At 56.4% G+C, this 13190-nt stretch carries 9 protein-coding genes; 6 read left to right on the top strand and 3 right to left on the bottom strand.

From position 1 onward, the window contains the following. Positions 1-194: 194 nt before the first annotated feature. Complete coding sequence (mak, locus tag ACRDCA_RS07700) at positions 195-1106, top strand: fructokinase (RefSeq protein ID WP_438688985.1); 912 nt, start codon at positions 195-197, stop codon at positions 1104-1106. Between the two features lie 50 nt (positions 1107-1156). Here mak and licT read toward each other — a convergent pair whose 3' ends face one another. The 3 genes from licT to sbcD form a co-directional block, all read right to left on the bottom strand. Further along, positions 1157-2014 (bottom strand): BglG family transcription antiterminator LicT, encoded by an 858-nt coding sequence (gene licT, locus ACRDCA_RS07695; RefSeq protein ID WP_438688984.1) that lies wholly within the window; start codon positions 2012-2014, stop codon positions 1157-1159. Positions 2015-2211: 197 nt separating this feature from the next. Then, on the bottom strand, positions 2212-5463 hold the full coding sequence (sbcC, locus tag ACRDCA_RS07690; protein ID WP_438688983.1) for an exonuclease subunit SbcC: 3252 nt from the start codon (positions 5461-5463) through the stop codon (positions 2212-2214). After that, positions 5460-6689 carry an exonuclease subunit SbcD gene (gene sbcD, locus ACRDCA_RS07685; RefSeq protein WP_438688982.1) on the bottom strand — a complete coding sequence of 410 codons (1230 nt, stop codon included), beginning with the start codon at positions 6687-6689 and terminating at the stop codon, positions 5460-5462. The genes sbcC and sbcD overlap by 4 nt, the downstream gene beginning before the upstream one ends. Before the next feature lie 202 nt (positions 6690-6891). Here sbcD and phoB point away from each other — a divergent pair, with 202 nt between their 5' ends. The 5 genes from phoB to proY all read left to right on the top strand — a co-directional run bounded on the left by phoB (position 6892) and on the right by proY (position 13155). Continuing rightward, on the top strand, positions 6892-7581 hold the full coding sequence (phoB, locus tag ACRDCA_RS07680; protein WP_012005482.1) for a phosphate response regulator transcription factor PhoB: 690 nt from the start codon (positions 6892-6894) through the stop codon (positions 7579-7581). A gap of 24 nt (positions 7582-7605) precedes the next feature. Further along, entirely contained in the window at positions 7606-8922 is a 1317-nt protein-coding gene (gene phoR, locus ACRDCA_RS07675; protein ID WP_438688981.1) for a phosphate regulon sensor histidine kinase PhoR, read from the top strand. 14 nt (positions 8923-8936) lie between these two features. Continuing rightward, positions 8937-9875 carry a PstS family phosphate ABC transporter substrate-binding protein gene (locus ACRDCA_RS07670; protein ID WP_438688980.1) on the top strand — a complete coding sequence of 313 codons (939 nt, stop codon included), beginning with the start codon at positions 8937-8939 and terminating at the stop codon, positions 9873-9875. Positions 9876-10365: 490 nt separating this feature from the next. Continuing rightward, a complete protein-coding gene (gene brnQ / locus ACRDCA_RS07665; RefSeq protein ID WP_438688979.1) occupies positions 10366-11685 on the top strand; it encodes a branched-chain amino acid transport system II carrier protein in 1320 nt (439 codons plus the stop codon). Positions 11686-11757: 72 nt separating this feature from the next. Continuing rightward, on the top strand, positions 11758-13155 hold the full coding sequence (gene proY / locus ACRDCA_RS07660) for a proline-specific permease ProY (protein ID WP_438688978.1): 1398 nt from the start codon (positions 11758-11760) through the stop codon (positions 13153-13155). The last annotated feature ends 35 nt before the right edge of the window (positions 13156-13190 follow it).

The following is a 13190-nucleotide window of genomic DNA, read 5'->3' as shown; positions in this document are numbered from 1 at the left end:
CAGATTCATCAAAAGCAGGGCGGCATAATAACGAATTGACGCTGAAAAATCGCCTCATTCCCGTCGATTTGCGTTCGTCACCGCGTTTCGTTGGAATTGCCATTGATGTCACATTCGCTGAGCGTGGCGTGAGCCGGGCTATGCGCTACACTGGGCGGCAAGTTTGCTGTCGTGCTGAATTAGGGAGAGGAATTGTGCGGATTGGTATTGATTTGGGTGGCACTAAAATTGAAGTGATTGCGTTGGCCAACGACGGAACCGAGCTGTTCCGCCAGCGTATCGCCACGCCTCGTGATGATTATCAACTGACGCTGGAGGCTATCTGCGGGCTGGTAAGTCTGGCGGAGGAAAAAACGGGCCAGCAAGGCTCGGTGGGCGTGGGGATCCCAGGTACGCTGTCGCCCTTTACCGGCCTGGTAAAAAATGCCAACTCGACCTGGCTGAATGGGCAGCCGATGGATAAAGATCTTTCCACTCTGTTGCAGCGTGAGGTGCGGTTGGCCAACGATGCCAACTGCCTGGCGGTATCGGAAGCTACCGATGGGGCCGCCGCCGGCAAACAAACCGTGTTTGCGGTGATCGTTGGCACCGGTTGTGGAGCAGGGGTGGCGATAAACAGCCAGGTGCATGCTGGCGGCAACGGTATTTCCGGGGAGTGGGGTCATAATCCATTGCCGTGGATGGATGAAGATGAACTGCGTTTTCGCGCCGAGGTGCCCTGCTACTGTGGCAAGCAAGGCTGTATTGAAACCTTTATCTCCGGCACCGGTTTCGCTACCGACTATGCCCGGCTGAGTGGCCAGGCTCTGAAAGGTCACGAGATCATGGCGCTGGTGGCGCAGAAGGATGCAGTCGCTGAGTTAGCCCTCCAACGCTACGAAATGCGGCTGGCGAAGTCTCTGGCGCACGTGATCAATATCTTTGATCCCGATGTGATCGTCTTTGGCGGTGGCATGAGTAATGTGGATCGGCTGTATCAAACGGTGCCGCCGCTGGTGAAAACCTGGGTCTTTGGCGGCGAGTGTGAAACACCGATCCGCAAGGCAATACACGGCGACTCCAGCGGTGTACGTGGCGCTGCCTGGCTATGGCCGCAGGTGTTGTAGCCAACCATTATACGGGCGCATGCCGCGCCCGTTTGTCATCTGGGGCTGCCTCAGTCCTTCGGTGTATAATCCTTTTCACTTTCGCTGCGCACCCGCTCGATGTGGATGGTCAGAAACATCATCTCTTCACTGGTCAGCGTATGCTGGTAGCTCTTCTCGATATGCTGGTTGATCTTACCGGCACAGGCGAATGACTCACGGTATTTCTCCTTCACCACCTGGTACAGCGAATCGTCGTCGCTGTTGACGTAGCTCTTGCCTAACAACCGCTGGGCGAAGAACTTCAGGTGGGTGACAAAGCGATGGTAGCTGAGCGCCTCTTCGTTATAGTCAAAGCGGAAATGATATTTGACGATATTGAGGATTTCCTGCATCACGCGGGTGATATGCAGGGTGTTGTGCATTTCGTCGTTGAGTTGTGCGTTGACCAGATGCAGGGCAATAAAGCCGGCCTCGTCTTCCGGCAGCGTGGTCTCCAGGCGCTGGGCGATGATGGTCAACGCCTCCAGGCCAATGGCAAACTCGTTCGGATAGAGCTTTTTGATCTCCCATAGCAGTGCGTTCTTGATATCCAGCCCCTGCGCGTGGCGTTGCAGCGCAAAATGGATATGGTCGGTCAGCGTGATGTAGACAATATTATGCAGTTTCCCCGGCAGCCGCTCGCGGGCGAGGGTGATGATCCTGTCTGCGGTGGTGACACAGGCCAGCGGGATCTCCGCCAGCAATTCTTTATAGCGCTCGCTCATTTCGCCGCTATTGAGGGTGAAGACCTTTTCGATCAGGCTTTCATCCACGCTATCCCCGGCTTTCTTTTTAAAGCCAATGCCACGCCCCATGACCACCGTTTCTTCCTGATGGTCACTCAGCGTAATCACTACGTTATTATTGAGTATTTTAGCGATTTTCATGGCTATTCCCGGCCCGCTGAAAACGAAAAAACCCGACGTCCGGGTGCGAGCCCGAAGGTCAGGTTTTGCCTGTTTGCACAGTGACAATCCTGTAATTTGCACCATGATAACCGTTGTCGGCTCTGGCTCAATGCTTTTCACTGCGTACTGTTGTCGCGATCACATTTCTGGCCATCGTTAGCACTTGACGTAAGCAACTATTCGATGCGGAAGCAAGCATCCAGGCGGCTAACCCCCAGCCCATTGACCTTTTTCACCTTGATCTGCACCGGGATCCGCTCCTTCATCGCCTCCACGTGGCTGATCACGCCAATGGTTTTGCCGGTGGCGTTAAGGCTGTCCAGGGCATCGAGTGCGGTATCCAGCGTCTCGGCGTCCAGCGTGCCGAAGCCCTCGTCCAGGAACAGCGAATCAATACTGGTCTTGTGGCTCACCAGATCGGACAACGCCAGCGCCAGCGCCAGGCTGACCAGGAAACTTTCGCCGCCGGAAAGGGTGCGGGTATCGCGCAGGGCATCGGCCTGCCAGGTGTCCACCACCTGTAACTCCAGGGCATCGCTGGTTTTGCGTTGTAACAGATAGCGCCCGTGCAGGCGGCCAAGCTGGTTGTTGGCCAGATACACCAGATGATCGAGGGTCAAACCCTGGGCAAACTTGCGGAATTTGTCCCCCTCTTTGGAGCCGATAAGCTGGTTGAGCAAGCTCCAGTCGTCATACTGCTGCTGGCTTTGGGCGATCTGTTCGAACAGCGACTGTTGGTTGAGACGGCGCTCGGCATCGCTGTTCAGTTGGTTGCGCACTTCGCCTTGGCGCAGCTGTAGCGTTTTCAGCCGATCCGCCAGTTCGCTGACGGCGGCAGTAAGCTGTTCAGTATTGACCTGCGCTTCATCCAGATCCGCAGGGCGATCCACTCGATGCTGTTCCAGAGCCTGAACGGCCTGCGCCAACAGCGTGGTGGCCTGTACCTGACGTTCCTGCAATTGCTCTTTGTGCTGTTGTAAGCGCTGGCGTTCGCCGTCATCAAGCAACGCGGCGTTGAAGGCGGCCTCATCGTCGAAGGTGCTGCTGGCCAAGGCTTGCAGCCATTGCCGATCGGCCTGATGTTCACGCTCGGTCTGCTGTTGCAGTTGTTGCTGCAAACCGACCCACTGACCGGCCAGACGATCGCGCTGCTCCTGCGCTTTGTGCAACTGCTCCGTGGCCTGTTGTAAGGCGCTCTCTACGGCAGCTTGTGCCGTGCGTAACTGCTCGCGGACTTCGGCGACGGCTTGCTCCCCGAACAGCGCAATACGTTGGTTACGCTGTTCCAGCAGTTGGGTTTCATGCGTCACACACTGCTGTTGCCACTGCGCCAACTGACGCTGAGTTTCCTGCTGGCTTTTTTCAAGCAGCTCAAAGCGTTCGTTCAGCCGCGCCGTTTCCTGTTGCGAGCTCTGCTGCTCGGTTTGCAGGGCATTCAGGGCGTCCTTCGCCAATTGTACCGCTTTGGCGAACCGTTCGTGTTGCAGCAGAAGTTGCTGACCGGCCTGTTCCTCACTATCGCAAGTTTCCAGCCAGTGGGTTAACCGTTCGCTGTCTTGCAGTGTAAAGTCGAAGGCCAAGGGGGCTGTGAGGGTTTGCCAGCTTTGCAGATGGTCTTGTTGCTGCGCCACTTCCTGGTTCAGCTGCGTTTCCAGCCGTAGCTGTTGCTCTTTCAGGCTTTCGCTGAGTGCCCGCAGTTCGGTACCTTTAGTGTGCAGTTCATCGGTTTGGGCGCGTAATTGAGCGACGCGCTGTTCCGTTTCTGACGGTTTGACGGCCTGATACTGTTCGATTGCCGGATGGTGCGTGGAGCCGCACAGCGGGCAGGGGGCGTCGGTTTGCAGGCGCGCCCGTTCGGCCTCCAGGCTGACGATGCGTCTTTCCAGTTCAAGCGTTTTCTCAACGTCAGTCTGGTGTGCCTTTTGCTGTTTATACTGCTGGCGAACGCTATCGAGCTGGGTTTCCACCTCGGTCAGTTGTTTTTGGCGCGTGGCAAATTCGAGCCGTTGCTGCTCAAGGCGCTGCTGGTTCTGCTGGAACAGCAACGCCAGTTTAGACAACTGTTGGCGAACTGGGCGCAAGCCGCTCAGTTCTGCCTGGCGCTGACGCAATTTCTCCACCGGGGATTGCGCCTCTAGCGCAGCTTGCTGCTGGAGCTGATTATCTAGCGCCGCCGTCAGTTCGAGCTGCTTGGTCTGGTATTGGCTCGTTAGGGTAGCCAACTGGCCGCGCCTTTCGGTGAGCTGTTCCAGCGTGCGCCGCAGCTCCTCGCTTTGCCGCTGGCTGTCCGCAAGCTGTTTGCGCGCTTCTGCCAGTTGGTTTTGCAACTGGGCGATCTGGTGATCGAGTGGTAGCACCTGGTCATCAATCAGCGTTTGCTGCCGCTGTTGATGCTCTGTCTGGGCCTGTTTGGCTTGCTGGGCCTGTTCCAACCTCTGTTGGAGCGGGGTCAGTTCGGCCAATTGCTGCTGTTGCTGCTGCGCCAACTCTGCAATCTGTCGTTGCAGCGCCAGGAGATCCTGCTGACAGCGATTACGTTCATTGAGCAACGGCCGCAGTTTTTCTGCGGGTTCACTGCGCGCTAACTGTTGTAACTGTGGCTCCGCTTGCTGAAATTCCTGCTGCACGCCAGCCAACTGCCGCTGATAATCCGCCGTCTGCTGCTGGAGGGTTTGCCAACGTTGCAGCCAGCTCAGCTGCTGTTGTTGCCGCTGTGCCTGTTGGTTGAGCAGTTGTTCTTCAGCACCCAGTCCGTTGAGTTGATTATCCAACTCTTGGCGCTGCTCATCGTTGAGTAGCTCAATCCCGCTGGCGCGGTGATGCAAGGCATCCAGATCGGTTTTCGCCTGTTTGTGCTGTTCGAATACCTGCGCCGACAGCCGGCCATAAATCTCGGTGCCGGTCAGTTCTTCCAGCAGTTCGGCGCGCTCGTTGGCCTTGGCGTTGAGGAAGGCGGCGAACTGCCCCTGCGACAGCATCATCGATTTGGTGAAGCGACCAAAATCCAGGCCGGTGATCGCGGCAATCAGCTCTTTTTTATCGGAGATTTTATCCGCCAGGATTTTGCCATCTTCCCGCAGCGCCAGCTCCACCTTGGGAGCTTGCAGGTTGCCGTCCGGATCGTTTTTCGCCCGGCGCTGGCTCCAGAAGGCGCGATAGCCAACGCCCTTGACCTCAAACTCCACTTCGGCCAGCGATTCGGCGGTGTGGCGGGTCATCAATTCGTTCTGGCTGGCGCTGACTTCCAGACGTGGCGTTTGGTGATAGAGTGCCAGGCAGATGGCATCCAGCAGGGTGGTTTTACCCGCTCCGGTGGGACCGGTGATGGCAAACAGGCCATTGCTGGCGAAGGGTTCTGCCGTAAAATCGATTTTCCACTCGCCCTGTAGCGAGTTGAGGTTTTTCAGCCTGAGGCTCAGAATTTTCATGCCGATGGCTCCTCATTATGATGCAAGGTTTCTACCATCTGCTGGAACATTTGGCGCATTTGCTGCTGGCGCGGTTCGGCCATCTCGGCCTCCAACGCCAGCCGCCGCTCGAACACTTCGCCCACGCTCAATTCATTCAAGGTTTCTTTATCCTGCTGGGCAAGGGTTTGGTTACGCTGTTCTTTGCTGCGCCGCAGCAGTACCACCTCCACCGGTAAACCTTCCGCCAACTGTTGGATACGGCGCTGAATGTCGCTAAGGTAATCCTGGGTGGCCACTTCGATATCCAGCCAAACCGGCAATCCGCCCTGATAATCGGCAAACTGCTGCAATTGCGTCTCAATTTGCTGCAAATCACCCTTGATTAACTGCATGGGCTGGAAGGTAGGGATCTCCAGTGGCGTGACCTGTTGCAGCGCACCGTCGGCAAAATCGACCAGAAACACGCTTTTGGCCTTGCCTAATTCGTCAAAACTCAGCGGGATGGGCGAGCCGCTGTAGCGGATATGCTCGGACTTGGCCACGTTCTGCGCGCGATGGATATGCCCTAGCGCAATGTAATCCGCAGGGGGGAACGCCTGAGCCGGGAAGGCGTCCAGCGTACCGATGTAGATATCGCGCACCGAATCCGAGGTGGTGACGCCTACGGTAGTCAGATGGCCGGTGGCGACGATCGGCAGTGGCAAACCCAGAGCATCGCGGTGAGCACAGGCGGCCTGATAAAGCTTTTGGTAATGCTCGGCGATGGCTTCTTGCAATGCCTGCTGCTTTTGATTGCCAGACTCGCCGGCGCGGCTGGTGAGCAGATCTCTTGGGCGCAGGAACGGGATGGCGCAGAGCACGGCACCAGGTTGGCCATCAAGCTGGTTGAGCACCACGATTTGCTGCTCAAGCTCGGTTTGTGCGTTGGCAATCACGGTGGTATTCAGGCAGGAAAGCAGCTCCCGCGACTCATTCAGCGTGGCTACGGAGTCATGGTTACCGCCCAGCACCACTAACTGGCAGCCGGTATGTTGCAGTTCCACCACAAAGCGGTTGTAGAGTTCACGAGCGTAGCTTGGCGGGGAGCCGGTATCGAACAGATCGCCTGCGACGATCAGCGCATCCACCCGCAGCTGTTCCACCTGTTCGATCAGCCAACGTAAGAAGGCCTGATGCTCAGCGGCGCGGCTTTTGGTGAAAAAGTACTGGCCCAGGTGCCAGTCGGAGGTATGGATCAGGCGCATAGGGCTTCCATAGCTAACAGGGTGATTAAGGGCGTTAATGGGCCTTATCGTAACTCAAGCATGATGATAATTCTTTAACGCCGGAAATAATCGCTATGCTTACTGCGTTTAGCGGGATTTTTTTTCATAAAAGTGTCACAAAACTGACGCATAATGGCGACCGCAATCAACTGAGATCGCTAACACATTGGCAGGATTGACGATGGCAAGACGCATACTGGTGGTGGAAGACGAAGCGCCGATCCGTGAGATGGTGTGCTTTGTGTTGGAACAGAATGGTTACCAACCGTTGGAAGCCGAGGATTATGACAGTGCCGTAACGCGCCTGTCTGAGCCGTTCCCTGATTTGGTGTTACTGGACTGGATGTTGCCCGGCGGTTCCGGGATCCAGTTTATCAAGCATATGAAGCGCGAGGCGATGACCCGGGACATCCCGGTGATGATGTTGACCGCGCGCGGCGAAGAAGAAGATCGAGTGCGTGGTCTGGAAGTGGGGGCGGATGATTACATCACCAAACCCTTCTCACCCAAGGAACTGGTGGCACGTATCAAGGCGGTGATGCGCCGGATTTCACCGATGGCCGTAGAAGAAGTGATTGAAATGCAGGGGCTAAGCCTGGATCCTTCCTCGCACCGGGTGATGGCCAACGAGCAGGCGCTGGATATGGGGCCGACCGAGTTCAAACTGCTGCATTTCTTTATGACTCATCCTGAGCGTGTTTATAGCCGCGAACAGTTGCTTAATCACGTCTGGGGCACTAACGTTTATGTGGAAGACCGCACCGTTGATGTGCATATCCGCCGGCTGCGTAAGGCGCTGGAGACCTCTGGTCATGACAAGATGGTTCAAACCGTTCGTGGCACCGGCTATCGGTTCTCGACGCGCTACTAATCGCACCGCGCTGAAGGGGTTACCGTGCTAGAACGTTTATCGTGGAAGAGGCTGGCGCTGGAGCTGGCCCTTTTTTGCTTGCCTGCCTTATTACTGGGGCTGATTTTCGGTTATCTGCCCTGGCTGCTGTTGGTTTCGGTACTGGCCGCGCTGGTCTGGAACTTCTACAATCAACTCAAACTTTCCCACTGGCTGTGGGTGGATCGCAGCATGACGCCGCCACCGGGCCGCTGGAGCTGGGAACCGTTGTTCTACGGCCTGTATCAGATGCAGCAGCGTAACCGCCGCCGCCGCCGTGAGCTGGCGTTATTGATCAAACGCTTTCGCAGCGGAGCCGAATCCTTGCCGGATGCGGTGGTGATGACCACCGTTGAGGGCAATATCTTCTGGTGTAACGGTCTGGCACAGCATCTGCTGGGCTTTCGCTGGCCGGAAGATAATGGCCAGCACATCCTCAACCTGCTGCGTTACCCCGAATTCAGCCACTATTTGCAACGGCAGGAATTCACCCGCCCGCTGACGCTACAGCTCAATAACGAGCACTTTGTCGAATTCCGTATCATGCCCTACTCCGAAGGCCAACTGCTGATGGTGGCCCGTGATGTCACCCAAATGCGCCAGTTGGAAGGGGCCAGACGTAACTTCTTCGCCAACGTCAGCCATGAGCTGCGCACGCCGCTGACGGTGTTGCAGGGCTACCTGGAGATGATGAGTGACGAAGAGCTGGATGGTTCACTGCGTGGGAAAGCGCTGGGCACCATGCAAGAGCAGACCAAACGCATGGATGGGCTGGTGAAGCAACTGCTCACGCTTTCCCGGATCGAAGCCGCACCAAACGTGGATATGAACGAGAAGGTGGATATTCCGTTGATGCTGCGGGTGTTGCAGCGTGAGGCGCAGTCGCTCAGCGGCGGCAATCATCAGATCAACTTCCGGGTGAACGAAAACCTGAAGGTGTTTGGTAATGAGGATCAACTGCGCAGCGCGGTTTCCAACCTGGTGTATAACGCGGTCAACCATACGCCAGCGGGCACCAATATTGAAGTGAGCTGGCAGCAGACGCCGCAAGGTGCGCAGTTTCAGGTCAGCGATAACGGGCCGGGAATTGGCCCTGAACATATTCCGCGCCTGACCGAACGCTTCTATCGTGTGGATAAGGCACGTTCGCGACAGACCGGCGGCAGTGGGCTGGGGTTGGCCATCGTCAAACATGCGCTCAGCCATCATGATTCACGGCTGGAGATCCTCAGCGAGCCGGGTATTGGCACCCGTTTTATCTTTACCTTGCCTAACCGGTTGATTGTTCCCGCGGCTTTATCAGAGAATGCGGTGAAAAATTAACAGGTAACCCTGCCATGAACCGATTTACCCAAGCTTTGCTGCTTTGCCTGCTGTTATCGGTTGGCCGAGGGGCCGTGGCCGCGCCGGACGGTATGCTCTCCGGCAACCTGTCCAGCGTAGGTTCAGATACCTTGGCTAACCTGATGGCGCTGTGGGGGCAGGATTTCAGCCGACACTATCCCAACGTTAACCTGCAATTACAGGCTGCTGGTTCCTCTACGGCCCCCACCGCATTAGCGGCAGGCGCGGCACAGCTTGGCCCAATGAGCCGGCCGATGAAGGCGGCGGAGGTCTCGGCATTTGAGCATCGCTATGGCTATGCGCCGTTGGCGGTGCCGGTCGCGGTCGATGCGTTGGTGGTGCTGGTGCATCAGGACAATCCGCTGCGTGGGTTGAATCTGCAACAGCTGGATCAAATCTTTTCCGCGACCCGCCGCTGCGGGGAAAACACGCCGATCAACCGCTGGGGCGAACTGGGGCTACAGGGCAGTTGGCAGCAGCGCGCTCTGCAACGCTTTGGTCGCAACTCCGCTTCGGGTACCTATGGGTATTTCAAACTGCGTGCGTTATGCGGCGGTGATTTTATGGCGCGGGTGAATGAACTGCCGGGCTCGGCCTCGGTGGTGCAGGCGGTGGCCGGATCGTTAAACGGCATTGGCTATGCCAGCATCGGTTTTCGTGCCAGTGGGGTGCGGTTGTTGCCGCTGGCTGATACGGGTGACCATTATATTGAACCCAACGAAACCAACGTGCGTAACGGCAGCTATCCGCTGGCGCGCTATCTGTATATCTACATTAACAAAGCCCCCAACCAGCCGTTGGAACCTCTGACGGCAGCATTTCTCGATCGTGTACTTTCTGTGCAGGGGCAGGATCTGGTGAATCACGACGGTTATCTGCCACTGCCTCCGGCTACGCTGCACAAAACACGTGCGCTTCTGGGGTTGGAATAGGGACGAAATCTGAGCTCATACCACGCGTTTTATGGTGATTTATTGGCGTTTACATGCGCTTTGTAACCATTTGTTTCACATTTCGTGAGTGATGTGCTCAAAAATAATACAAATCATGTAGGGCGTATTTATTGATAACCCCTATGTTCGACTGGATGCGAGATATTATCTGGACGATCACTCTGCTTTCCGTCCTGCGTATTGCCTTTTGGCACTATAAACGTTTAACTTGACCCCCATTGCCGGACTAAACCTCCATTTTTCCCTGCATTCTTCGGTGACAGCTACCTGAGTTCAGCGGGGGAAAAAACGTCTAAAAATCTGCTCGTCATCATGAGTATTCGCCTTTAGCAAGGTAAGACGCTGCCATTGCGCGCTGTCTGTTGCCTATGCGTTTCACGATGAGAGAGCAGGCCGGCAACCGAAGTGGGGCAGTTTTGCCACCATCCATATTGGTGAATTTTTATTTCAACAGGCAGCACGACATCCTATGAGTCATCGTTTAGCGTCAAAAGATATTCTGGCATTAGGTTTTATGACCTTTGCCTTATTCGTCGGGGCCGGGAACATCATCTTCCCGCCGATGGTGGGTTTGCAGTCTGGCGAACACGTCTGGACTGCGGCAATTGGCTTCCTGATCACCGCCGTAGGTCTACCGGTGCTGACGGTGATTGCCTTGGCTCGCGTTGGCGGCGGTGTTGATGCGTTAAGCTCACCGATTGGCCGTAGCGCAGGTCTGCTGCTGGCAACGGTATGCTACCTGGCCGTTGGCCCGCTGTTTGCCACCCCGCGTACCGCGACCGTTTCCTTTGAGGTTGGTATTGCGCCGTTGACCGGCGACGGCCCTCTGCCGCTGTTTATCTATAGCCTGGTCTATTTTGCGCTGGTGATCGGCATTTCACTCTATCCGGGCCGCCTGCTCGATACCGTGGGCCATATTCTGGCTCCGCTGAAGATCGTGGCGTTGGCCGTGCTGGGGATTGCTGCCGTGCTGTGGCCTGCTGGAACACCGATCCCGGCCGTGGATGCCTACCAGTCCGTGCCGTTCTCCTCCGGTTTTGTTAACGGCTATCTGACGATGGATACGCTGGGTGCCATGGTGTTTGGTATCGTTATCGTTAACGCCGCGCGTTCCCGTGGCGTGAAGGATGCCGGTTTGCTGACCCGTTATACCATCCTGGCCGGCCTGATCGCCGGTGTGGGCCTGACGCTGGTCTACCTGAGCCTGTTCAAGCTGGGTTCCGGCAGCGGCGTGTTGACACCGGATGCCACCAATGGTGCGGTGGTTTTACATGCCTACGTGCAGAATACCTTCGGCGGCCTGGGTAGCTTCTTCCTGGCGGCGTTGATTTTCATCGCCTGTATGGTGACCGCGGTGGGCCTGACCTGCGCCTGTGCGGAGTTCTTCGAGCAATACCTGCCGTTCTCTTACAAAACGCTGGTATTCATTCTCGGCCTGTTCTCGATGGTGGTGTCCAACCTGGGCCTGAGCCATCTGATCCAGATTTCGATCCCGGTGCTGACCGCGATCTATCCGCCTTGCATCGTGCTGGTAATGCTGAGCTTCACCCTGCGCTGGTGGAATAGTGCATCACGTATTGTTGCTCCGGTGATGTTAGTCAGCCTGTTGTTTGGTATCCTTGACGCGGTGAAAGCGTCCAACTTCCAGCACTTGCTGCCAGAATGGACCAATCACCTGCCGCTGGCGGCGCAGGGGCTGGCATGGTTGCCACCTTCGCTGCTGATGCTGGTACTGGTCGCGATTTATGATCGGGTTTTTGCACGCAGCCAAGTGACTGCTCACCCTTAAACCTCCGGTCTGAATTTTAGGCCACGGACTTGTCCGTGGCTTTTTTACGTTTAAAAAAGACGGGTCATTTTCATGCAACAACAGTCACCCACCGCAGCACCAGCCAATAAGCTCAAACGTGGCCTCAGCACGCGCCACATCCGTTTTATGGCCCTGGGATCGGCCATTGGTACCGGCCTGTTTTATGGCTCCGCAGAAGCCATCAGAATGGCTGGCCCCAGCGTCCTGTTGGCTTATCTGATCGGCGGTATCATCGCCTTTATCATCATGCGCGCACTGGGCGAAATGTCGGTGAACAACCCGCAGGCCAGCTCGTTCTCGCGTTATGCCCAGGACTACCTCGGCCCGATGGCGGGTTACATTACCGGTTGGACCTACTGCTTTGAGATCCTGATCGTCGCCATTGCCGACGTGACGGCGTTCGGCATCTACATGGGCGTCTGGTTCCCGGAAGTGCCGCATTGGATCTGGGTGTTGAGCGTGGTGCTGATAATCGGTGCCATCAACCTGATGAGCGTGAAAGTGTTCGGTGAGCTGGAGTTCTGGTTCTCGTTCTTCAAGGTTGCCACCATTATTATCATGATCGTTGCCGGTATCGGCATCATCGTCTGGGGCATCGGTAACGGGGGGCAACCGACCGGGATCCACAACCTGTGGGTCAATGGCGGCTTCTTCAGTAACGGTTTTATCGGCATGATCCTGTCGCTACAGTTGGTGATGTTCGCCTATGGCGGGATTGAGATCATCGGTATCACCGCCGGTGAAGCCAAAGATCCTAAAGTGTCGATCCCTAAAGCTATCAACTCGGTACCCTGGCGTATCCTGGTGTTCTACGTCGGGACGCTGTTCGTCATCATGTCCATCTATCCGTGGAACCAGGTGGGTACCAACGGTAGCCCGTTTGTGCTGACCTTCCAGCATATGGGGATCACCATTGCGGCGGGCATTCTTAACTTCGTGGTGATCACGGCGTCACTATCGGCGATTAACAGCGACGTGTTTGGCGTTGGCCGCATGATGCATGGTCTGGCGGAGCAGGGGCACGCCCCGAAGGTCTTCAGCAAGATCTCCAAGCGCGGTATTCCGTGGGTAACGGTGGTGGTGATGATGGCGGCCATGCTGATCGCCGTGTATCTCAACTACGTGATGCCGGAAAGCGTGTTCCTGGTGATTGCCTCACTGGCGACCTTTGCCACCGTGTGGGTGTGGATTATGATCCTGTTCTCGCAGATCGCTTTCCGCCGCAGTTTGAGCAAAGAGCAGGTTGGCAAGCTGGCCTTCCCGCTGCGCGGTGGGGTATTCACTTCGGTCGTAGCCATTGTCTTCCTGGTGTTTATCATCGGTCTGATCGGTTACTTCCCAACGACGCGTGTTTCCCTGTACGCCGGGCTGGTGTGGGTAGCGGTGCTGCTGCTGGGCTACTACATCAAGGTGAACCGCCAGAAAAAGCGAGCCGTACTGACGCAGTAAGATTGCCCCTTACCAGCTCCCACAGGGAGAGGGAG

The organism is Serratia sp. (in: enterobacteria) (genome assembly GCF_051654945.1).
Classification (GTDB): Bacteria; Pseudomonadota; Gammaproteobacteria; order Enterobacterales; family Enterobacteriaceae; genus Chania.
The sequence above is the reverse complement of the archived record's forward strand: the minus strand, read 5'-3'. Positions and strand labels throughout refer to the sequence as shown.